The following is a 20,261-nucleotide window of genomic DNA, read 5'->3' as shown; positions in this document are numbered from 1 at the left end:
ATACGCATATTTACATGGATTCATGTTCTCCGTCGGCGATGCAGTTGGCGAGTTCTTAGATGAAGAAGAAAAGAAAGGATTTGAACCCCTCACGCTTCCTCAGATAGTCAAGGAATGCATCGGCTATGGGTTTCTGGATCTGCTGCACGCAATCCTGTTCAAACGAGAAATAAAGACCTATATCCGAAGGAATATGACGCCCGAAGGTTTGCAGTATGTCGATCCGCCTTTTGGTCAAGACACCTCTTTCGCCGAAGATTACTTCGAAGGCGACCTGTATGTATTCCTGACCACCGTATCCGCATTGCTCGACAGCGAAATTAAAATCCGAAGGAAAAAGCTTTTCGGATTCTGATTGGGAGACGGCGCAAGGTTGTTCGAAAGCGACTAGCGAACCGGCCAAACCTATCTCGCCTCCAGCAACCGCCGCGCAATCTCATCCGTCTCCATCACCGATATCTCCTGCACTTCCCCAAAATCCGTCCCCCCGCCCTCCAGCGTCCCCGCCACATGAAAGTGCACATGCCCAATCGCCTGGCCCGCCGGCACGCCGTTGTTCTGCCAGACCGCGATCCCCGTTTTCCCATACGCCTTTTCAATCAGCCTCGCGGCGTTGCGCACTTCCACCGCAACCGCCGCCACTTCCTCGTCGGTCATTTCCAGCAACGAGGGCACGTGTCGCAGCGGCAGCACCAGCAAGTGCGGGTGACCCCGTTGTTCGCGGGTCACGAAGGTCGCGGTATGTGCGGTGCAGGAGAGGATGGTGTAAGGCCGTTTACCCTTCAGATACGCGCAGAACGCGCAGTCGGGATTGTCCGGCAGGTCGAGGCTGGTTTCCGGGCTCATGATGACCTCAATGACGAGAGGAAGGACTGCAGTTCGAGCCGGTCAAGTTTTCGGTAGTCGTCGGGGCGGACGACGATGCGCAGTTCGTCGCAGACCTTCGAGTTGCGGGAGGCGAACATGAACGAGAGCAGGGTGAAGCGAATGGCGTCCTGGGCGGGGAGCACGCTGGACAGTCGCGCCTGTCCGCCGCCGATCACCGGGATCGAGATCGTGCCGCCGTTGCCGCGCCGGGACACCTCGGCCCACAGCGCGAGCAAGCCCTTCCACACTTTGTCCGGCGTGGAGCGCGCGACGTTCTGGGCGTCCATTTCGCAGTAGGCCAGGAAGAAGATCAGCCGGTGCGCGTGCTTGAGCGTCGCGATGGTGCCGACACCGTATTGCACTTGCTTGCCTGGCTTGTTGAGCGTGCCGATGCAGGGCGTGTTGACCAGCGCGTCGTCCAGATGACGATCAAGTTCTTTCAGGTCGCCGCCGTAGAGCACTTGCAGCGCTTGGCCCTGCAGGCTGGAGGTGGCAATGATGTTTGGCGTTTCCGTGTCGAAGGTGTCGTTGGTGCCAATCACCAAATGGCCGTCCTCCTTGAGAAGGTCGCCGGGCACGATGGTGATCCGCGTTTTCGGTGCGTTGTATTCCTCGGCAATCGGGCGCGGCCACGCCTTGAACAACGCGGCCGAAACTGACAGCGCGATGATCGCGATCAGGATGCCGAACCCTTCCATCGCGTGGCTGCCGGGGTAAATGACGTTGAAGGTCTGCATGATCGTCGACAGCCCGCCGACGCAGGCGAACAACGCCACCAGAAAGTGGCGCCAGAAGCGCCACGTCTGCATGTCCTGAAGGATGGTCATCACAGGCCCAGCTCGTCGTAGATTCTGCCGACATATCGATGGGGGCCCTGCATCTCGCTCTTCGCGTAGCCCTCGACGTAGTTGTCCAGCGCGTACTGAATGATTTTTGGCTGGAAGGACACAGACACGTTGAAGTGTTTTTGATCGATGAGCGGCTGGGGGATGTTGTCCGTGACGATGTTTCTGCTTTGGCAGAGATTCGCGATGACGATAGGAAGATCCAGTTCGAGAATCACCTCGATTTCATAGGCAAGAAACGAATCCCCGTCACCGCCTTTGCGTCGGCCATCTTCGCTGCCCAGAAAAATGACTTGCTTGGTGTTATTGAGGCGTTCGCGCAGTCGGCGTTTGATGGTCTCTGGCGAACTGCTGTCCCGCGCTTCGAACAAGTCATGGGCATTGAAAAAATCGAAGTCGATTTTCTCGTTCTGCTTCCAGGCTTTCATCAGCCAGTAATGCTTGATGTCTTCACTGGCGAACGCGATGTAGGTTTTGTTGCGATAACTCATGATGAACTTCCTGTATTGGAACGAAGGCGGTTGTCCGCTTCGTTGATTAAGGCGCTCAGTCCATTGATTGCCGATTTTCGGGCGCGCGGAGGCGCCGCGTGGGTTAGCGGTGCGACGTATTCATGGGAAGTTAAAAAGCCGGCTTGTGGCCGGCTTCTCGGTGACGGGTTTGATTAGTTTTTGGCTAACCGCACCCGTCCGCAAAAGTGCGCGCTGCAAGGAGGCGCTTGTCAGGTAGACCGGGCAGGTCACGGAGACGGTGCCAGGTCGATCACCCATCGGCGTGTGGCCGAGGGGTGCTGAAACGAAGGCGTGCAGGATACCCATGTTGCTGGCATCTGCCCAGTTCTGAAACACGCTCATTCCGCGCCTCGCCGCAATGTTGCCGGATGACGGCGGTTATTGAGGGTCGACCACCAGAAGATCCACCCCAGAATATGAATGTGCTGAGCCTGAACCTGTTCGGCGCTGAAGATCTCGTCCGGGTATTCGGCGCAATTGTGGCTGCGCAGGCGCAAACCGCCGCCCGGCAGGCGATACAGGTATTTCACCCGCAGCATGCCGTCGTGTTCGAGGGCGTACATTTCGCCATCGATGATCTGCACGCGTCCGCGATCAATGCCGATCAGCGAACCGTCCTGAATCTTGTCCGCCATGCTGTTGCCGACCATTGCCACACAAATGGCGTTGTGCAGCTCCACGTCCATGGTTTCAAGCACACGCCGGGACAGGCGCACTTTGTGGTTGTGGATTTCGCCCACCGCAGTCCGGCCTGAGCTTTGCGTTTCCAGTTCGGTGTAGACCGGCATTTCCAGTTCTTCGCGGGCGCTTCGCTCGGCCTGGGACGGTTGAGTGTCTGGCTGCTGGGCAATTGAGCGGTCTTGTCCGGGGTGCTTCGGGCCCTCGCCGCTGCGCAGCCAACGCGCGTTGACGCTCAGCAGTTCAGCGACTTCCTCAATACGCGCCATGGGGATGCCGCGCTTGAACCAGTTATTCACGTGTTGGGGCGTAACTTTTCGGTTGGCGGCAAAGTCCGTCGCGGAGAGATGGCACTCTCGCAAAAGGCCGCGCAGTCGATCACCTGATGTATTCATGGGCCGAAGTTTACGGCGGGTTGAAGCTCGTTTAAATGAACGAAGTGTTCAAATGAGCACGCCGTCATGCCTGGGCGTGAATGTAAGGATTACAACGTTCGGCTGTTTTTGTAGGCCGATTCATTCACTGTTTTCTTTTGCATCAACAATGGCTGAAGCCGAGGTCATTGTTGGTCTTAAGCCATTGGCGAGCGCAAAGGCCTGCCTAAAGCGGTCGCCAGGGAAGTTTGAATCAAGCGGTGTTGCTCAAATAAGAAATTCTAACGGCGCAATTAAACACGCTGTGTGTGGAAGGCGAGTTTTAAACATTCGTGTAAGGGCGGAGGGCGAAAAAAAGCGGGATGTATGGGGGAGGGGTGTTCAAAAAGCAGGAGGCGGGGACGTGCAGGTAAAGCGTGGCCCCGTCGAAGCGGCGAGCGCTTCGGCGGGGCACAACCGGATCAGCCCTTGTAGGCCGCTACCGATTTGGTGATCGCTTCGCGAGCGGCGTCAGCGCCAGCCCAGCCTTCGATCTTCACCCATTTGCCTTTTTCGAGGTCTTTGTAGTTCGCGAAGAAGTGCTCGATCTGCTGGATCAGCAGCGGTGGCAGATCGGTGTATTCCTTCACGTCCACGTACAGCTGGGACAGCTTGTCGTGGGGGACTGCGATGACTTTGGCATCGCCGCCGCCGTCGTCGGTCATGTTCAGCACGCCGACCGGACGGGCACGGATCACGGAACCCGGAGCCACCGGATAAGGCGTCACGACCAGCACGTCGAGGGGGTCGCCGTCGTCAGCCAGGGTGTTGGGGATAAAACCGTAGTTGGCCGGGTAGAACATCGGGGTGGCCATGAAACGGTCAACGAAAAGGCAGTCGCTTTCTTTGTCGATTTCGTACTTGATCGGCGCGTGGTTGGCCGGGATCTCGATTGCGACGTAGATGTCATTCGGCAGGTCTTTACCGGCCGGAATCTTGCTGTAGCTCATTGGGCTTTGCCCCCTTGGTTGACCATTCAGAATCTGGCATGCAACGCCAAAAAGTGGCCCGGATTATAGGCACATTCCCGGAGCGTTGCCATGCGTGACGGCAGGCTTCAGGCGTCGTGTTGAGCCTCATAGACCGGGTTGTCGCGCTGAAGTGCCGTCAGCCGCGCCAACGGATCCTGCCGATAGAACGCTTTCAGTTGCCTGTAGACGGCGGGATAGGCCTCGACGAGCAAATCCGGGGCGCTGAAGAAGTATTCGCTGATGACCGCGAAAAATTCAGCGGGGTTTTCCGCAGCGTAGGGGTCGATGGCGGTCTCGGCGTCCGGGTCGGCATCGAGTTGCCGATTGAGATCGTCGTATGCGCTCTGCATGGCGTTGGCCCAGTCACTGACGCGCATGTCGGGGTGCAGCGGCGGCAGGCCGTTCGCTTCGCCGTTGAGCATGTCCAGCTTGTGCGCCAGTTCGTGGATCACCAGGTTGTAGGCTTCCCATCCGCCGCTGCTCAGCACACCCGGCCAGGCCAGAATCACCGGGCCCTGGGACCACGCCTCTCCGCTGTGCTCGCTGTCCCATTCGTGTTCGATGCCGCTGGCATCGCGATAGCGTTGCGGGCTGATGAAATCGTCGCCGTAGAGGATGATTTCGTGAAAACCCTGATACCAGTTCAGATCGCCCAGGGCGAGCAACGGCAGCTGCGCCTGAGCGGCGAGAAACAGCCGCGATTCGTCATCCAGTTCGACGCCTTCCAGCGCCGTCAGGTGTTTGGCTTGCAGAAACAGCACGCAGCTGTCGAGCAGGTAGCGGTCTTCTTCGGCGCTCAGCCCGTCGAGGATTGGCAGGCGCTGGCGTACGCGCTCCCACAGTTGCGGATCGACCGGATGGCGGGCCAGCGTGCGCCGTTTGCGCCATTCCCGGAACGACCACATGGGCTCAGCGCGCCTCGGCGGAGCGACCTGCGCGGCTGCGGATCAGACCGATGATCATCGGCAGCAGCGAGATCAGGATGATCGCCAGCACCAGCAGTGTCAGGTTCTTCTTGATGAACGGGATATTGCCGAAGAAGAAGCCCAGGGTGACCAGCCCGCCGACCCACAGCACCGACCCCAGTACGCTGAAGCCGAGAAAGCGCAGGTAAGGCATGCGGCCAAGACCAGCCACGAAGGGGGCGAAGGTGCGGATGATCGGCAGGAAGCGCGCGAGGGTGACGGTTTTGCCGCCGTGGCGACCGTAGAATTCCTGGGTTTTGGTCAGGTAATCGCGACGGAAGATTTTCGAATTCGGGTTGCTGAACAGCTTGTCGCCGGCCGTGCGGCCGATGATGTAGTTAGTGCTGTCGCCGAGAATCGCCGCTGCCATCAGCAGGCAGGCCAGCAACACCGGGTCCATGCCGCCACCGGCTGCCACGGCGCCCGCGATAAACAGCAGCGAATCGCCCGGCAGGAAAGGCATTACCACCAGGCCGGTTTCGCAAAAGATCACCAGGAACAGAATCGCGTAAACCCAGGTGCCGTATTGGGTCACAAGCAGGTCGAGGTAAACGTCGAGGTGAAGAATCAGATCAAGCGGATTGAAATCCATGTAGGCACCTGGTTTTGAGACCCGATCCGGGTCGTGCGGGGCGAAGAGGGGAAATGTGCGCGGCAGTATAAAGGCATGCAGCAGCGATGTCCGCTGACACGCTGCCGCGCGTGCACCTTCAATCGCCGGTATCCGCGAATAAAAAACGGCCTCCGAAGAGGCCGTTGCTTGTCGCCCGATTACGCTAAATCAAAAGAAGCCCAGCGGATTGATGTCGTAGCTCACCAGCAGGTTTTTCGTCTGCTGATAGTGCTCGAGCGCGACCTTGTGGGTTTCGCGGCCGACGCCGGATTTCTTGTAACCGCCGAACGCCGCATGGGCCGGGTACAAGTGATAGCAGTTGGTCCACACGCGACCGGCCTTGATCGCCCGGCCTACGCGATAGGCGCGATTGATGTCGCGGGTCCAGACCCCGGCACCCAGGCCGAACTCGGTGTCATTGGCAATGGACAGGGCTTCCGCTTCGTCCTTGAAAGGGGTCACGCTGACCACCGGGCCGAAGATTTCTTCCTGGAAGACGCGCATCTTGTTGTTGCCTTTCAGCAGCGTCGGCTGGATGTAATAACCGGTCGCCAGCGAGCCTTCGAGCTTCTCGACCTTGCCGCCGGTCAGTAATTCGGCGCCTTCGCCCTGGGCGATTTCGAGGTACGAAAGAATCTTGTCGAACTGCTGCTGCGACGCCTGCGCACCGACCATAGTGTCGGTGTCCAGCGGATCGCCGCGCTGGATCTTCAGCACCTTCTTCATCACCACTTCCATGAACTGCGGGTAGATCGACTCCTGAACCAGGCAGCGTGACGGGCAGGTGCAGACTTCGCCCTGGTTGAAGAACGCCAGCACCACGCCTTCAGCGGCTTTGTCGATGAACTCCGGCTCGGCCTGCATGATGTCTTCGAAGAAGATGTTCGGCGACTTGCCGCCCAGCTCCACAGTGGACGGGATGATGCTGTCGGCCGCCAGTTTCATGATGTGCGAACCCACCGGCGTCGAACCGGTGAAGGCGATCTTGGCGATGCGTTTGCTGCTGGCCAGCGCCTCACCCGCTTCGCGGCCATAACCCTGCACGACGTTGAGCACGCCTTTGGGCAACAGATCGCCGATCAGCTCCATCAGCACGGTAATACCCAGTGGCGTTTGCTCGGCCGGCTTGAGGACGATGCAGTTACCGGCGGCTAGGGCGGGCGCGAGTTTCCAGGCGGCCATCAACAGTGGGAAGTTCCACGGGATGATCTGCCCGACCACGCCCAGCGGCTCGTGAATGTGATACGCCACGGTGTTGCCGTCGATTTCCGCAGCCGAGCCTTCCTGGGCACGCAGCACGCCGGCGAAATAACGGAAGTGATCGACGGCGAGGGGGATGTCCGCGTTGAGGGTTTCGCGCACGGCTTTGCCGTTGTCCCAGGTCTCGGTGACCGCCAGCAATTCCAGATTCTGTTCGATGCGGTCAGCGATTTTCAGCAGGGTCAGCGAGCGTTCCTGCACCGAGGTTTTGCCCCACGCATCGGCCGCGGCATGGGCGGCGTCGAGGGCCTTGTCGATGTCTTCGGCGGTCGAGCGAGGGAATGTTGCGATCAACTTGCCGGTGATCGGCGAGGTGTTTTCAAAGTATTGGCCTTTGACCGGCGGCACGAATTCGCCACCGATGTAATTGCCGTACTGGGTCTTGAAGGTGACGATTGAGCCTTCAGTACCGGGGTGGGCATAACGCATGGTGAATATCTCCTTGCTCTTGTGATTGTCTGGGGATAACGCGTTGCGGCGTATGACTATGTCGCATGGCTAGAGCGTAGAGCAAAGCGCGGGCCACTGCCGTCCGGTGCCCATTTTATGGGGGTTTTGTCGATGGGTCGTGTGGTCCTGACCGAGTGGTGTATCAACGGCGGGGCGGATCGAGTGACACTTTGTACCCTTCGCGTGACAACTCAGCGGACCCCGCCTTTCGCAGCATTGCAATGGATCCGGGCGAGGAGGATGCTGAGTCGCAAATCCTCCGCAGAGCCTCGGCTCAGGGTGAAGAATAAAAATGCACAGCAATCACCTGACGCGCCACGCCGAACAAGTGCTGACCGTTACCCAGGGCAAAACACCCCATCACCTTGCCACCGACCCTTCCATTGCCCGTTCATGGTTGCGGTGTCTGGAGGACTATCACCTCGACCCCGCGCAAGCCATGGCGCCGACCGTGCTTGAGCACGCGCGGGTGCTGGAAAGTCGCGAGCAGTTGCAGCAGGTGCTGACCATCGCCGGCGACGAGATGAACAGCCTGCACCGTCAGCTTGCCGGCGGCAGCGCGGTGCTGCTGACCGATCCCCGCGGGATCATCCTCAACTGCGTGACCGAGCCGGGCGATCGACGGATTTTCGAGCGCGCCGGTCTGTGGCTGGGCGCCGACTGGAGCGAGGCGCGGGAGGGCACCAACGGCATCGGCACCTGCCTGGTCGAGCGTCAGTCGGTGACGATCCATCGCGACGAGCATTTTCGCGGGCGCCACACCGGGCTGACCTGTTCGGCGAGCCCGGTGTTCGATCCCCATGGCGATCTGCTTGCGGTGCTGGACGTTTCTTCGGCCCGTCACGACGTGTCCCGGCAGAGCCAGTTTCACACCATGGCGCTGGTGAATCTGTCGGCGAAGATGATCGAAAGCAGTTATTTCCTGCGCCATTTCGACGATCAATGGCTGCTGCGTTTTCACCTTCAGGCCGGCGCGGTGGGTCTGTTCAGCGAAGGGCTGCTGGCGTTTGATGGCGAAGGTCGCGTCAGTGCGCTGAACCAGAGCGCGTTGAATCTGCTCGGCTTGAGCCGTGACGAACGGGTCGGGCAGGGCGTGGAATCGTTGTTTGACTGCTCGCTGGATGAACTGCTGAGCCGAGCTTCGCCGGACGCCGCCGCCAGTTGGCCGCTGCGCACGCGGGACGGGCGGGGATTCTTCGCCGTGCTGCGTGGGCAATCGCGTACCGAGCTGAAGGGCCTTGCTACGCCGATGGTCAGCAAGTTGGCGGTGCCGCTCCCTTCGAACGACATCTGCCTGGGCGATGCGTCGCTGCAAACTGATTTCCGTCGCGCGCTGAAGGTATTCGAGCGCGACGTGCCCTTGTTGATCAACGGTGAGACCGGCTCTGGCAAAGAGGCGTTCGCCAAGGCAGTGCATCAGGCGAGTCAGCGCTCCACCAAGCCGTTCGTGGCGCTGAACTGCGCGGCCATTCCGGAAAGCCTGATCGAGAGCGAGCTGTTCGGGTATCGCGGCGGCAGCTTTACCGGCGCGCGTAAAGAAGGCATGCGCGGCAAGCTGCAACAGGCCGATGGCGGCACGTTGTTTCTGGATGAGATTGGCGACATGCCGGTGGCGTTGCAGACCCGTTTACTGCGAGTACTGGAAGACCGGCTGGTGGTGCCCATCGGCGGCGAGCCGCAGGCGGTGGATGTACGACTGATCAGCGCGACCCACCGGAATCTGCTGGAGCGGGTGGAGGACGGCAGCTTTCGTGAGGATTTGTTTTATCGGCTCAACGGGCTGGAAATCGCTTTGCCGCCATTGAGAGAGCGGAGTGATCGGGCGCAGTTGCTGGAGTTGCTGTTGAAGCAGGAGGCGGGCGGGCTTGCGATTGAGCTTGAAGCGAAGGCGAGGCAAGCGCTGCTCGACTTCAACTGGCCCGGCAACGTGCGGCAGATGCGCAACGTGCTGCGTACGCTGGCGGCGCTGTGTGATGAGGGGCGGATTGGTTTTGATGACCTGCCGGTGGCGATTCGGCAGGGGAGTGCGCGGACGATGCCCGACGTTTGCCATTCTCCCCTGGACGACGCCGAACGCGCAGCGCTCATCGCCACCCTGGAAACCCAGCGCTGGCACATGACCCACGCCGCCCGGGAGCTAGGGGTGAGCCGGAATACGCTGTACAGAAAGCTGCGCAAGCATGGAATCAGCCGCTAATTTCTAGGGCGGAGGAGATCGGTGTGAGCTCTCTCGATACTGCGGCGTGGCACCTGACGCCTTCCCGGCTAAAGCCGGTCCCACTAGGGCGTCGCGTTCAGCCAGTAGGACCGGCTTCAGCCGGGAAGAGGCCAGTGTGGGCACCATCAATTCTGCAATGTGCACGCGGTCTTTTAGTGGGACCGGCTTCAGCCGGGAAGAGGCCGGTGTGATCGCCATCAGTTCTGCGGCGTAGCGCCCGACGCCGTCCCGGTTAAAGCCGGTCCTACCATGGCGTTCACTCGCTCTCGGTAATTCCCCCGTGCGCATCCACTGCCTTCTACGCTAACCTGCGGCCCATGTTCTAAGAGGTCGGTCATGCACATTCATATTCTGGGTATCTGCGGCACGTTCATGGGTTCGCTGGCGGTGCTCGCCAAGGATCTGGGCCATAAAGTCACGGGCTCCGATGCCAACGTCTACCCGCCGATGAGCACGCAGCTCGAAGCGCAGGGCATTCAGTTGATGCAGGGTTACGACCCTTCGCACCTCGAACCGGCACCGGATCTGGTGGTGGTCGGCAACGCCATGTCGCGCGGCAATCCCGCGGTCGAATATGTCCTGAACAAGGGCCTGCCCTACGTTTCCGGGCCGCAGTGGCTGGCCGATCACGTCCTTCGCGGTCGCTGGGTGCTCGCCGTTGCAGGCACCCACGGCAAAACCACCACCAGCAGCATGCTCGCCTGGGTGCTGGAACACGCCGGCATGGCACCGGGCTTTTTGATCGGCGGCGTACCGCAGAACTTCGATGTCTCGGCGCGTCTCGGTGATACGCCGTTCTTCGTCGTCGAGGCGGATGAATACGACAGCGCCTTCTTCGACAAGCGCTCCAAGTTCGTCCATTACGGCCCGCGCACCGCCATCCTCAACAACCTGGAATTCGATCACGCCGACATCTTCCCCGATCTCCCGGCCATCGAGCGGCAGTTCCACCACCTCGTGCGCACCATTCCGAGCGAAGGCCTGGTCATTCACCCGACCACCGAGCCCGCGCTTGAGCGCGTGATTCAAATGGGCTGCTGGACGCCGGTGCAAACCACGGGCGAGGGCGGTCAATGGCAGGCGAACCTGCTCAGCGATGACGGCTCAACATTCGAGGTGCTGTTTGAAGGTGCGGTCCAGGGCGTCGTCGACTGGGGCATGACCGGCCAGCACAACGTCGCCAATGCCTTGGCGACCCTCGCCGCCGCCCGCCACGTGGGCGTCGTGCCGCAGCAGGGCGTTGAAGCGCTGAGTGCGTTCAAGAGCGTGAAGCGGCGCATGGAAAAGGTCGCCGAGGTACGCGGCATCATCATCTACGACGACTTCGCCCACCACCCGACCGCCATCGCCACCACGCTGGACGGTCTGCGCAAGAAGGTCGGCGATGCGCCGATCATCGCCATCGTCGAGCCGCGTTCCAACTCCATGAAGCTCGGCGCCCACCGCGACGGTCTGCCGGAAAGCGTTGTTCAAGCTGACCAGGTGGTCTGGTATGCGCCGGCCAATCTGGGTTGGGATCTGGCGGGAACAGCGGCCCAGTGCACCATTCCATCGTTGGTCTGCGACAGCCTCGACGGCATCATTGATCTGGTGAAAAACCAGGCTGTGCCCGGCACCCATGTAGTCATCATGAGCAACGGCGGCTTCGGCGGCCTGCACGGCAAACTTGCGGAGGCCCTGCAATGAGCGGCCCGGAACGCATCACCCTGGCGATGACCGGCGCGTCCGGCGCGCAATACGGCCTGCGCCTGCTGGACTGCCTGGTGCGCGAAGACCGCGAAGTGCATTTCCTCATCTCCAAGGCCGCGCAGCTGGTCATGGCCACGGAAACCGACGTCAACCTGCCGCCAAAGCCGCAGATGATGCAGGCGTTCCTCAACGAATACACCGGCGCGACCGCGGGCCAGATTCGGGTCTACGGCAAGGAAGACTGGATGTCGCCGGTGGCGTCCGGTTCCGGTTCGCCGAGTGCGATGGTCGTGGTGCCGTGTTCGACCGGGACGTTGTCGGCAATCACCACGGGCGCCTGCAACAACCTGATCGAGCGCGCCGCAGACGTGACGTTGAAGGAGCGTCGGCAGTTGATTCTGGTGCCCCGCGAGGCGCCGTTTTCCAGCATTCATCTGGAGAACATGCTCAAGCTGTCGAACATGGGCGCGGTGATTCTGCCGGCATCGCCCGGTTTCTATCACCAGCCGCAGACGATCGACGATCTGGTGGATTTCGTCGTCGCGCGGATTCTCAATCTGCTCAACATTCCCCAGGACATGCTGCCGCGCTGGGGCGAGCATCACTTTGGCGCTGATGAATAAGCTCGTCGCCATTGCGCTGGGTCTGTTGCTGACCACAGGCTGCTCGACCGTGCGCACCCTCGACGCCAATCAACCCGGCGCGCCGGTGGTTTACGCCGGGACGCGACTGGATCTGTACGCCATCGAAGGCGGCTGCTGTGAGAAGGACCGCTTCGGCACCGAGGCGCCGAAATACCCCATGCTCGACCTGCCCGGCAGCGCGCTGCTCGACACGCTGCTGCTGCCGCTGTCGATTCTGACCGCGCTGGGTGTGGGATTTCAGGCTACGGGCGGGATGTAACTCAGAACGGCGATCCCTGTAGGAGTGAGCTTGCTCGCGAAAGCGGTCTATGTCCTGTCGGAGATACGTCGGATGTGATGGCCTCTTCGCGAGCAAGCTCACTCCTACAATATGCTGCGGTGTCCGGGCCGAACGCATTCCATGTAGGAGTGTTTGCTGTCAGCTTGAGCAGTGCTCAGTCATTTCCCCAACCGCCGCAAATCATCTGATTCAACCACCCGCACCCCCTCCTGCTCTTCCAGCGCCAGGCGCCACAACGCGCGGGCGAGGTTGCAGGCTTCGATGCCGCCGTATTTGCCGGGAATCAGCTTGGCAATCGGCGCGGCCAGCTGTTCCACAAACCGCTGATCCTGCCGCTCGCCAATCAACAACGACGGCTGGACGATGGTCAGTTGTGGCCAGCCCTGAAGCTTCAGCGCTTCTTCCATCTCGCCTTTGACGCGGCTGTAAAAGATGCTCGATTTCGGATCGGCATTCACCGCGCTGATCACCAGCAGATGACGCGCACCCAGCTCGCGAGCACGTTTGCCGAACGCCACGACCATGTCCAGATCCACGGCCCGAAACGCTTCCTGGGAACCGGCCTGTTTGATCGTGGTGCCCAGGCAGCAGAAAGCGATGTCCACCGGACCTTCGAGGGTGGGCAACAAACTCTGGAGATCGCCGACCGGGTTTTCCAGCCGTGGATGTTCAGCCAGAGGACGACGGCTGGGGGCGAGGAGGCGGGTGACAGTGGGTTCGTTAAGCAGGCGGTCGAGCAAGTGCTCGCCAGTCAATCCGGTAGCTCCGGCAAGCAAAATGTGCTGAGGCGTCAAGTACATGATCTTTCTCCCTTGATACGCCACAAGCATAGGCGCTGTACCGGAACAGACTGCGAGCGAAGCGGGAGGGTTTCACAAAAACACATGAAATGTTCAAGCGACCCCGCTTTTGGGCCTCAGCACTCAGCGTCGAACGGTATTCAACGCCCGCTCCGCCTGGCTCTTGCGCAGCTGCCGCCAATGGGCGACCACACCTTTCGGCGCCCACATCTGCGGCTCGGAGGCTTCGAAGCTTTCGTCCGTCTCACGCTGGGCGACGATGTCTTTTGCCTCATTGAACGCTTGCACCAGATCGTCGGTTTCCACCAGCGCCTTGCCGAACAGCGCCTCGCCGAAGTAGGTGAAATCGGCCTCCTCGGAACAGCCAAACGACACTCGATCTTCACGTGAAGCGGTAATCACCATCGTCCGCTCGTCCTTGATCGCTGGTATGAAACCGCCCGAATAGCAGGCGGAAATCACCACCACCTTGTCGCGATTCTTCAGCGGAGCCAGCACGCCAGCCATCTCATTGGCAGGCAGGTCGGACAGCTCCAGACGCGGCTGATCCAGCACCAACTCGTGTTCATGGGTGCCGTGGCTGGTCAGGTAAATGAAGATCAAGTCTTCCGGGCCGCTGCGCTTGGCCAGCGTTTGCACGGCGCGGCTGATGGTCTCGCGGGTGGCCAGCGGTCGATCGGCCATGTGATCGCGGTGGTTCACCAAGGTGATCTGACCCGAAGCACCGAAGCGCGTCGCGAGCAGCTTGTTGACGTAGTCGGCCTCGCGCAGAAAGACGCTCTGCTTGCCATCGCCACCCACGACGAGGCTGTAAAGCTCGATGGCCGGCGTGGAGGCGGGCACGGCGGCGAGGGCCTTTTCGACGAGGGCACCCTGGGCGAGCAAGCCGATTTCCAGCGGATCCGGCAGCAGCTTGCCGGCGGCGTCGCGCACCCGCTGGCCGTTCGACCAGGTGCCGCTTTGGACTTCGCCTTCCGCAGTGGTCAGCACGCCGCTGCCTTGATAGTTGTCGTTCTCGAACTGCCCGATGTACACGCTGCCGTCGGGGAGCTTCAGGCTGCCCGAGCCTGCGAAGCGCCAGTTCTTGAAGTCGCCTTGGTAGCGGGTCCCGTCGGCGCCGATCAACTCGCCCTTGCCGGTGAACGCGCCATCCTTGAACTGCCCCGACCAGACATCGCCATCGGCGTTTTCGTAGCGACCGCGACCGTTGAGCTGATTGTTGTGAAAGCCGCCGACGTATTGATCGCCATCGGCGCTGTTGAAATTGCCCGTGCCTTCAAGCTGGCCATCGACGAACTTGCCGCTGAACTGGTTGCCCGCCGAATCGTTGCGCTGGCCTTCGCCGTTGGGTTTGCCGTGGGCGAACTGGCCCTGATACTCGCTGCCGTCGTCCAGTTCCAGATGACCGGCGCCGTCGTACAGGTCGGCCTTGAACTCGCCGCGATAACTCATGCCGTGCTCTTTCAGCGTGCCTTCGCCGTCGCGCCGCCCCAGCTTGTAGCCGCCGACGTAGCTGCCGGCGCTGGTCGTCAGCGAGCCTTGGCCATGGAAAAGCCCGTCCTGGAAACCGCCCTTGTACACGTCGCCGTTGCTGGCGTGCCACTCACCCTGGCCGTTCCACTGACCGTTCTTGAATTCCCCGGCGTACCAGCTGCCATTGGGGTAATCGATCCGGCCCTTGCCTTGCAGCACGCCGTTGATCACGTCGCCACGATAGCGTCCGCCGTCGGGCAGGCGAGCGTCCGGGGGCAACAGCGATTCGCCATCGCCGCAAGCGGTAAGAAGGAAGGTCAGGGCCAAAGGAGCAAACGCGCGCATGGTAAATCCCGAAAATAAGATGTTTCGGCGTGATCTGATCGCGTACGTGTATCGAGTCGCTCACACAGCCGCAGCGAGTATGCCGCAGCGAGGAACGCTCATGAAACAGTCTGTTACGACTGTTTCATGTTTCAGGAAGGTTTGCGCAGGCGTTATGGAGGGACGGCGGGGCTTACACGAAGCACAGCGAAAGCGGTTCCGCAATGAACGCAGGCTTGTCCAGGCCTTCGATTTCAAGGGTTGCGGAGGCTTTGAGCAACCATTGGCCGGGCTTCTTTTCGGTCACCTCCGCCAACGTGACTTTTAGACGAACGCGCGAATCCACTTTCACCGGCTGAATGAATCGCACGCTGTCCAAGCCATAGTTGATCGCCATCTGCATGCCTTCGGGCACGACCATCAAGGACTCCATCAGCTTGGGCATCAGCGACAGCGACAGAAAGCCATGGGCGATGGTCGAACCGAACGGTGTTTGCGCTGCTTTTACCGGATCGACGTGGATGAACTGGAAGTCGCCGGTGGCTTCGGCGAACAGATTGATGCGTGCCTGATCGATGGTCAGCCACTCGGAGCATCCCAGGTCCTTGCCTTCATAGCTCTTGAGTTCTGCAACGGGTACGTGGGGCATCGCTACTCTCCTTGTGGGTGATTGTTTTTGCGCGGGATCTTCACGGGCAGGCCCCCTGACACAACGCGCTCGCAGGTTTGCTGCCGCTTCGCGTCAGATCGCGAGCAAGCTCACTCCTACAGTTTGAACCGCAGTCGATGAGGTGACGTCGGCGCTGTTATTGCTTGGCATTGAAGATCAGCACGCGCCACTGCGCGGGTCAACGTGACCTCAACTGGCGAATACCACCCCATAGGCAGCGCGGGTGGCGTGCCTATAATGTCGCCGCGAATCTGCTGGAGTTTTTTATGTTGCTAAGAGGCCTGACCTGGCTTGTGCTGTTCCAACTGATCGGAACCGCGCTCAATCACCTGTTTCTGTCGATCCTGCCCGGCCCGATCATCGGGCTGGTGTTGCTGATGATCTACCTCATGACCCGGGGCGAAGTCAGCGAACCCATCAGCCTGGCGGCCAGCAGTCTGCTGCGATACCTGCCGCTGCTGCTGGTGCCGCCCGCCGTGGGTGTGATGGTGTATGCCGACCAGATCGCCGAGGACTTCTGGGCGATCGTCGGCTCGCTGGTGATTTCCCTGATGGTGTCGCTGACCTTCGCCGGCTGGCTGATGCAGAAACTCATCGACCGTCAGGCCAATCGCCGGGAGCCATCATGAATCTGGACTGGCACGGCGCCTGGCTGTCGGTGATTCATCACCCCTTGTTCGGTATCGCCATCACGCTGGGCGCGTATCAACTGGTGCTGGCCGGCTACGAGAAAACCCGCTGGGTGTTTTTGCAACCGGTGCTGATTTCGATGCTGGTGGTGATAGGCGTACTGGTGAGCTGCGGGCTGTCCTACGTTGAGTACCGCAAAAGCACCGAAATCCTCAGCATTCTGTTGGGCCCGGCAACGGTTGCGCTGGCCGTGCCGCTTTATCTGAACCTGCGGCGCATCCGGCAGCTGTTCTGGCCGGTATTGACTACGCTGGTGGTGGGCGGCGTGCTGGCCACCGGGCTGTGCGTCGGGCTGGGCTGGATGCTCGGCGCCGATCACATGATCCTGATGACCATGGCGCCCAAGTCAGTGACCTCGCCGATCGCCATGCTGGTCGCCGAGCAGATTGGCGGTGTGGCGGCGCTGGCCGCAGTCTTTGTGTTGATAACCGGAGTGATCGGCGGCATATTCGGCCCCGGCCTGCTGACGCTGGCGCGGGTCACCAGCCCGGAAGCCCGCGGCATGGCCCTCGGGCTGACGGCCCACGCGGTGGGTACGTCGGCGGCCCTGCAGGAAAGTGAGGAATGCGGCGCCTTCGCGGCGTTGGCGATGAGTCTGATGGGTGTCGCCACGGCCTTGTTCCTGCCGTTGGCGGTGTCTCTGGTTGCTTGAGGATAGGTTTATGTCGTTGCCGTTGTTTACGCTGCCGCTGTTTCCACTGAATGCCGTGCTGTTCCCGGGGTGCGTGCTCGATCTGCAGCTATTCGAGGCGCGCTACCTCGACATGATTAGCCGCTGCATGAAGCAGGGCGAAGGCTTTGGCGTGGTCTGCATCACCGAGGGCAGTGAGACGGGCGACGTGCCGGACGGTTTCTCGATGATCGGCTGCGAAGCGCGGGTGACCGATTTCCAGAAGCAGGACAACGGCCTGCTCGGCATTCGGGTGGTGGGCGCCCGACGCTTTCGGGTGAAGGACTACAGTACTCAGCGCGACAACCTGCTGATCGGCGAGGTCGAGTGGCTCGACGATCCCGAAGAACAACCGCTGCAAGAGGAGGACGACGACCTGGTCGCGTTACTCGCCGCGCTGGCTGAGCACCCGATGGTGGCCGCGCTGAACATGGGCCTCACCGCGAGCGGTCAGCATTCATTGGCCAATCAACTGGCCTACCTGTTGCCGTTCGCGGAAGAAGACAAGATCGAGCTGCTGGAAATCGAAGACGCCGAACAACGGCTCGATGCGATTCAGGACCTGCTCGACGAAATGCAGGGCGACATGCAGGCCTGAATGCTGTTGTTTTGCGCGGCGCGGACCGGATCGTTGTTCCGGCAGGCCGCGCCTGAGCTGTTTCAGTACTGGTAGCGAATCAAACCGTGGGGGAACGAGTGCAGTCCGAACCCGCCGAACAGCGCCACCATCGCCGGCAGCACCAGCCACCACACTTTGATGGGCAGCGCTTCCAACGGCTTTTTGTTCTGCACGAACGCAAGGCTCGCGGCACAGGTGAAAAACGCCAGTAGCATCCCCGCCGTGACATCCGTCGGCCAATGCACGCCCAGATAGACTCGTGACATCGCGATCGCCAGCGCCGGAATCCCGCCCAGCAGCAGCCACGTCAGGCGCAGCCGCACCGGCTGACCGCGACCGGCAAGCACCGCCAGCGTCATGAACAGCGCAAACGAGGCCGATGCATGTCCGCTCGGCATGCTGTAGGTCCCCAAGGCCTCCGTCAGTACGTCAGGCCGGGCGCGGGCGAAGGTGTATTTCATGCTCTGGTTGATCAGCGCCGCGCCTAGGGTGGTGCCGACCGCGAAGATCGCATGGCGCCATTGCCGCGTGACGACCAGCAGGATGGTCAGCAGGGCGGCGGCGCAGAACTGCGTGCGGAAATCCCCCAGGCCCGTCACCATCACCACGAAGTTCTCGGCCGCAGCGCTCCGGCTGGCCTGGACCACCGTCATGATGCCCTGATCGAAATCGGCCAGGTATGGCCAGCCCAGAAAAACACTTCCCAGCAGCACGAAGCAGGTCAGGGCGATGACCTTGGTCGCGTAGGGCTTTTGCCGAAGGCTGCTCTGCACGCTGATGCCCAGCAGAAGCGCCAGCCCGCCGCCCACCACGGCAGCCTGGGGCCAGAAGTTTTCCGGCAGCGGCAGGCGGATGGCCGCACCGGTCGCCCAGCCCGGCAGTATGTAGGCCACTGACCAGCCGGCAGCGGCAATCAAGCTCACACCGGCAAAGCGCACGAACGGCATGTCGCACATCCCGGCCACCATCGGCAGCATCGGGCGCAGCGGGCCGATGAAGCGGCCGACCAGCAGGCTGGCGATGCCGTAGCGCTGGAAGTAGGTCTCGGCGCCACCGATCCACTCCGGGTGATTGCGCAGGCCGGGCAATTGACGAATCTTCTGATGAAAGCGCCGGCCGAGGAAGTACGAGACCAGATCACCCAATATCCCGCCGAGGAAACCCAGCAACAGCGCTTCACTCAACGGGAGTATGCCGCTGCCGGCCAGTGCGGCGATCGCGAACAGCACAACGGTCCCGGGGACGACGATGCCGGCAATCGCCAGGCACTCGATGAATGCAACGATGAAAATCGCCGCGCCGAGCCAGGAGGGGTTGGCGCTTAGCCAGGAGGTGATGCTGTCGAGCCACGCGCCCATGGGTTCAGTTTCCTTGCTCGATGAAAATATAGTCGCGTCCTTCGACTTGCCCGCGTCTGACCGGGTTCCGTGTGCAGAAGCGGGCATAGGCGGCGTCAACGAACCGGTACATCAGGTGCTCGTCGCGTCCGGCGGGGATGCCGAGGCGTGTCGTTTGGATAATGCGCGGCGGTCGCTGACCCACGTCCTCGACAAAGAGTTGCTCTTCATCGAAACGCTTGGCGTCCCACATCGGCACTTTCAGGCCCAGCGCCTTGCACAGCAGCGTCTGCCCGGCACACAGCCGCTCTGGCGTGCGCACGTTTCCACTGGCGTCGGGATTGTTGAGGAGCATGCGGGCGAGGGCGTTCTCGTCGGACACCGCATCGACCCACGGATAGGCCGATTTGATCAACACGGCATTGCCCGGACCTTCCGCACTGAAGTTCAACGAGTCACCGCCACGGGCGTAATACATATAAATGTGCCCGCCTTCCAGAAACAAAGCCTTACGTTTTTCTGTGTAACCGAGGGACGCATGACTGCCTTTCTCGGCCACGTAATACGCCTCCGTCTCAATAATCCGCGCCGACAACCACAACCCGTCGACCTTGTGGCGGATCACCTTGCCCAGCAAATCCCGGGCAAGCGTCTGAGCATCGCGATGAAAGAAACTGTCCGGCAGGGCGCGTGGCGATTGGTCAGGCATAAACAACGGCAGTCAGAGAATGGACCGCGATCATATCAACATCGGCCTTAATTGGAGCTGAATGGGTGAGAGCCGCCGCGAAGCCGGGGACAGATTAATTTACGGTGAAGCGTTGTAAATAAATCAGTCCCCTACCAACGCCAACAGATCCAGAATCCCGGTGCCCACACGGACGCCTTCCCGGCTAAAGCCGGTCCCACTAAAAGCATCGCATCCCGCCAGTGGGACTGGCGCTGACCCCCGTAGGACCGGCTTTAGCCGGGAAGCTTTTGATCTGCTTCGCTTCTGATCTGCTTTTGATCTTCATACGCAAAAAGTCCAGACACCGCCAAACGCGACTTGGGCCCACGGAGCGAGACCGGAGTGAAGGAACCCGACGAAGTCGGGCCCAACCAGGAGCACGGCCTTTTTGGTTACTTTTTCGGCTGTTGGAAAAAGTGACCCGCCGTAAGGGCGGAACCATAATTCGTGCCGCTGGAGATAATGGGAATACCCCCGATCGCACTACCGCCGCGCCGCCCCGAGAACAACAAAACCCCCTTATTCTGACCATCCGCCCGTCGC

At 61.0% G+C, this 20,261-nt stretch carries 22 protein-coding genes; 8 read left to right on the top strand and 14 right to left on the bottom strand.

From position 1 onward, the window contains the following. The first annotated feature begins 22 nt into the window (after positions 1-22). Entirely contained in the window at positions 23-355 is a 333-nt protein-coding gene (locus tag ACYASU_RS22570) for a hypothetical protein (protein WP_463584115.1), read from the top strand. Between the two features lie 50 nt (positions 356-405). Here ACYASU_RS22570 and ACYASU_RS22565 read toward each other — a convergent pair whose 3' ends face one another. The 9 genes from ACYASU_RS22565 to exaC form a co-directional block, all read right to left on the bottom strand. Beyond that, on the bottom strand, positions 406-846 hold the full coding sequence (locus ACYASU_RS22565) for an HIT family protein (RefSeq protein ID WP_463584114.1): 441 nt from the start codon (positions 844-846) through the stop codon (positions 406-408). Next, the gene (locus tag ACYASU_RS22560; RefSeq protein WP_463584113.1) at positions 843-1,694 is read right to left on the bottom strand and encodes a macro domain-containing protein; all 852 of its coding nucleotides are present in this window, start codon (positions 1,692-1,694) and stop codon (positions 843-845) included. The genes ACYASU_RS22565 and ACYASU_RS22560 overlap by 4 nt, the downstream gene beginning before the upstream one ends. Beyond that, positions 1,694-2,203: a TIR domain-containing protein gene (locus tag ACYASU_RS22555; RefSeq protein ID WP_463584112.1), complete on the bottom strand. Its 510-nt coding sequence runs from the start codon at positions 2,201-2,203 to the stop codon at positions 1,694-1,696. Before ACYASU_RS22555 ends, ACYASU_RS22560 begins: the two co-directional genes overlap by 1 nt. A 120-nt stretch (positions 2,204-2,323) precedes the next feature. Beyond that, complete coding sequence (locus ACYASU_RS22550; RefSeq protein ID WP_463584111.1) at positions 2,324-2,566, bottom strand: hypothetical protein; 243 nt, start codon at positions 2,564-2,566, stop codon at positions 2,324-2,326. Beyond that, positions 2,563-3,297 carry a S24 family peptidase gene (locus ACYASU_RS22545; protein WP_463584110.1) on the bottom strand — a complete coding sequence of 245 codons (735 nt, stop codon included), beginning with the start codon at positions 3,295-3,297 and terminating at the stop codon, positions 2,563-2,565. The genes ACYASU_RS22550 and ACYASU_RS22545 overlap by 4 nt, the downstream gene beginning before the upstream one ends. A 440-nt stretch (positions 3,298-3,737) precedes the next feature. Next, complete coding sequence (gene ppa, locus ACYASU_RS22540; RefSeq protein WP_062384817.1) at positions 3,738-4,265, bottom strand: inorganic diphosphatase; 528 nt, start codon at positions 4,263-4,265, stop codon at positions 3,738-3,740. A 107-nt stretch (positions 4,266-4,372) separates the two neighbouring features. Next, a complete protein-coding gene (locus tag ACYASU_RS22535) occupies positions 4,373-5,191 on the bottom strand; it encodes a M90 family metallopeptidase (RefSeq protein WP_463584109.1) in 819 nt (272 codons plus the stop codon). A 4-nt stretch (positions 5,192-5,195) separates the two neighbouring features. Further along, positions 5,196-5,843, bottom strand: a complete 648-nt coding sequence (locus ACYASU_RS22530; RefSeq protein WP_065988392.1) for a DedA family protein — start codon at positions 5,841-5,843, stop codon at positions 5,196-5,198. Positions 5,844-6,032: 189 nt separating this feature from the next. Beyond that, the gene (gene exaC / locus ACYASU_RS22525) at positions 6,033-7,553 is read right to left on the bottom strand and encodes an acetaldehyde dehydrogenase ExaC (RefSeq protein WP_463584108.1); all 1,521 of its coding nucleotides are present in this window, start codon (positions 7,551-7,553) and stop codon (positions 6,033-6,035) included. 313 nt (positions 7,554-7,866) lie between these two features. Between exaC and ACYASU_RS22520 the strand changes: the two genes are divergently transcribed. The 4 genes from ACYASU_RS22520 to ACYASU_RS22505 all read left to right on the top strand — a co-directional run bounded on the left by ACYASU_RS22520 (position 7,867) and on the right by ACYASU_RS22505 (position 12,384). Continuing rightward, complete coding sequence (locus ACYASU_RS22520) at positions 7,867-9,771, top strand: sigma-54-dependent Fis family transcriptional regulator (RefSeq protein WP_463584107.1); 1,905 nt, start codon at positions 7,867-7,869, stop codon at positions 9,769-9,771. A gap of 357 nt (positions 9,772-10,128) precedes the next feature. After that, positions 10,129-11,478, top strand: a complete 1,350-nt coding sequence (gene mpl / locus ACYASU_RS22515) for a UDP-N-acetylmuramate:L-alanyl-gamma-D-glutamyl-meso-diaminopimelate ligase (protein ID WP_282372958.1) — start codon at positions 10,129-10,131, stop codon at positions 11,476-11,478. After that, positions 11,475-12,104, top strand: coding sequence for a flavin prenyltransferase UbiX (gene ubiX / locus ACYASU_RS22510; RefSeq protein ID WP_463584106.1), 630 nt, complete (start codon positions 11,475-11,477; stop codon positions 12,102-12,104). Before mpl ends, ubiX begins: the two co-directional genes overlap by 4 nt. Next, positions 12,097-12,384, top strand: coding sequence for a YceK/YidQ family lipoprotein (locus ACYASU_RS22505; protein ID WP_463584105.1), 288 nt, complete (start codon positions 12,097-12,099; stop codon positions 12,382-12,384). Before ubiX ends, ACYASU_RS22505 begins: the two co-directional genes overlap by 8 nt. A gap of 179 nt (positions 12,385-12,563) precedes the next feature. Here the strand turns inward: ACYASU_RS22505 and ACYASU_RS22500 are convergent, their stop codons facing one another. From ACYASU_RS22500 to ACYASU_RS22490, 3 genes are all read right to left on the bottom strand, one after another. Next, complete coding sequence (locus tag ACYASU_RS22500) at positions 12,564-13,205, bottom strand: oxidoreductase (RefSeq protein WP_192173770.1); 642 nt, start codon at positions 13,203-13,205, stop codon at positions 12,564-12,566. A gap of 123 nt (positions 13,206-13,328) precedes the next feature. Next, positions 13,329-15,023: a C13 family peptidase gene (locus ACYASU_RS22495; protein ID WP_282372954.1), complete on the bottom strand. Its 1,695-nt coding sequence runs from the start codon at positions 15,021-15,023 to the stop codon at positions 13,329-13,331. A gap of 172 nt (positions 15,024-15,195) precedes the next feature. Then, entirely contained in the window at positions 15,196-15,651 is a 456-nt protein-coding gene (locus ACYASU_RS22490; protein WP_463584104.1) for a MaoC family dehydratase, read from the bottom strand. A gap of 287 nt (positions 15,652-15,938) precedes the next feature. Here ACYASU_RS22490 and ACYASU_RS22485 point away from each other — a divergent pair, with 287 nt between their 5' ends. The 3 genes from ACYASU_RS22485 to ACYASU_RS22475 are packed head-to-tail and all read left to right on the top strand — an operon-like array spanning position 15,939 to position 17,630. Then, positions 15,939-16,301: a CidA/LrgA family protein gene (locus ACYASU_RS22485; RefSeq protein ID WP_065988384.1), complete on the top strand. Its 363-nt coding sequence runs from the start codon at positions 15,939-15,941 to the stop codon at positions 16,299-16,301. 2 nt (positions 16,302-16,303) lie between these two features. Next, on the top strand, positions 16,304-17,014 hold the full coding sequence (locus ACYASU_RS22480; protein ID WP_192133651.1) for an LrgB family protein: 711 nt from the start codon (positions 16,304-16,306) through the stop codon (positions 17,012-17,014). Between the two features lie 10 nt (positions 17,015-17,024). Beyond that, the gene (locus ACYASU_RS22475; RefSeq protein WP_192173767.1) at positions 17,025-17,630 is read left to right on the top strand and encodes an LON peptidase substrate-binding domain-containing protein; all 606 of its coding nucleotides are present in this window, start codon (positions 17,025-17,027) and stop codon (positions 17,628-17,630) included. A 62-nt stretch (positions 17,631-17,692) separates the two neighbouring features. On the opposite strand, the gene ACYASU_RS22470 is transcribed toward ACYASU_RS22475, so the two are convergent. Both ACYASU_RS22470 and ACYASU_RS22465 read right to left on the bottom strand, forming a co-directional pair. Then, the gene (locus ACYASU_RS22470) at positions 17,693-19,009 is read right to left on the bottom strand and encodes a bifunctional DedA family/phosphatase PAP2 family protein (protein WP_192173766.1); all 1,317 of its coding nucleotides are present in this window, start codon (positions 19,007-19,009) and stop codon (positions 17,693-17,695) included. Between the two features lie 4 nt (positions 19,010-19,013). After that, positions 19,014-19,697 carry a DNA-3-methyladenine glycosylase gene (locus tag ACYASU_RS22465; RefSeq protein WP_463584103.1) on the bottom strand — a complete coding sequence of 228 codons (684 nt, stop codon included), beginning with the start codon at positions 19,695-19,697 and terminating at the stop codon, positions 19,014-19,016. Positions 19,698-20,261 lie beyond the last annotated feature (564 nt).

Source organism: Pseudomonas sp. HP_12, assembly GCF_055283955.1.
This window is presented reverse-complemented; position numbering and strand designations above follow the sequence as displayed.

What these genes read in the sequence shown, in the direction of transcription:
- ACYASU_RS22570 (WP_463584115.1), top strand. Translation starts at nt 23, where the DNA reads ATGTTCTCCGTCGGCGATGCAGTTGGCGAGTTCTTAGATGAAGAAGAA.
- ACYASU_RS22565 (WP_463584114.1), bottom strand. Translation starts at nt 846, where the DNA reads ATGAGCCCGGAAACCAGCCTCGACCTGCCGGACAATCCCGACTGCGCG.
- ACYASU_RS22560 (WP_463584113.1), bottom strand. Translation starts at nt 1,694, where the DNA reads ATGACCATCCTTCAGGACATGCAGACGTGGCGCTTCTGGCGCCACTTT.
- ACYASU_RS22555 (WP_463584112.1), bottom strand. Translation starts at nt 2,203, where the DNA reads ATGAGTTATCGCAACAAAACCTACATCGCGTTCGCCAGTGAAGACATC.
- ACYASU_RS22550 (WP_463584111.1), bottom strand. Translation starts at nt 2,566, where the DNA reads ATGAGCGTGTTTCAGAACTGGGCAGATGCCAGCAACATGGGTATCCTG.
- ACYASU_RS22545 (WP_463584110.1), bottom strand. Translation starts at nt 3,297, where the DNA reads ATGAATACATCAGGTGATCGACTGCGCGGCCTTTTGCGAGAGTGCCAT.
- ppa (WP_062384817.1), bottom strand. Translation starts at nt 4,265, where the DNA reads ATGAGCTACAGCAAGATTCCGGCCGGTAAAGACCTGCCGAATGACATC.
- ACYASU_RS22535 (WP_463584109.1), bottom strand. Translation starts at nt 5,191, where the DNA reads ATGTGGTCGTTCCGGGAATGGCGCAAACGGCGCACGCTGGCCCGCCAT.
- ACYASU_RS22530 (WP_065988392.1), bottom strand. Translation starts at nt 5,843, where the DNA reads ATGGATTTCAATCCGCTTGATCTGATTCTTCACCTCGACGTTTACCTC.
- exaC (WP_463584108.1), bottom strand. Translation starts at nt 7,553, where the DNA reads ATGCGTTATGCCCACCCCGGTACTGAAGGCTCAATCGTCACCTTCAAG.
- ACYASU_RS22520 (WP_463584107.1), top strand. Translation starts at nt 7,867, where the DNA reads ATGCACAGCAATCACCTGACGCGCCACGCCGAACAAGTGCTGACCGTT.
- mpl (WP_282372958.1), top strand. Translation starts at nt 10,129, where the DNA reads ATGCACATTCATATTCTGGGTATCTGCGGCACGTTCATGGGTTCGCTG.
- ubiX (WP_463584106.1), top strand. Translation starts at nt 11,475, where the DNA reads ATGAGCGGCCCGGAACGCATCACCCTGGCGATGACCGGCGCGTCCGGC.
- ACYASU_RS22505 (WP_463584105.1), top strand. Translation starts at nt 12,097, where the DNA reads ATGAATAAGCTCGTCGCCATTGCGCTGGGTCTGTTGCTGACCACAGGC.
- ACYASU_RS22500 (WP_192173770.1), bottom strand. Translation starts at nt 13,205, where the DNA reads ATGTACTTGACGCCTCAGCACATTTTGCTTGCCGGAGCTACCGGATTG.
- ACYASU_RS22495 (WP_282372954.1), bottom strand. Translation starts at nt 15,023, where the DNA reads ATGCGCGCGTTTGCTCCTTTGGCCCTGACCTTCCTTCTTACCGCTTGC.
- ACYASU_RS22490 (WP_463584104.1), bottom strand. Translation starts at nt 15,651, where the DNA reads ATGCCCCACGTACCCGTTGCAGAACTCAAGAGCTATGAAGGCAAGGAC.
- ACYASU_RS22485 (WP_065988384.1), top strand. Translation starts at nt 15,939, where the DNA reads ATGTTGCTAAGAGGCCTGACCTGGCTTGTGCTGTTCCAACTGATCGGA.
- ACYASU_RS22475 (WP_192173767.1), top strand. Translation starts at nt 17,025, where the DNA reads ATGTCGTTGCCGTTGTTTACGCTGCCGCTGTTTCCACTGAATGCCGTG.
- ACYASU_RS22470 (WP_192173766.1), bottom strand. Translation starts at nt 19,009, where the DNA reads ATGGGCGCGTGGCTCGACAGCATCACCTCCTGGCTAAGCGCCAACCCC.
- ACYASU_RS22465 (WP_463584103.1), bottom strand. Translation starts at nt 19,697, where the DNA reads ATGCCTGACCAATCGCCACGCGCCCTGCCGGACAGTTTCTTTCATCGC.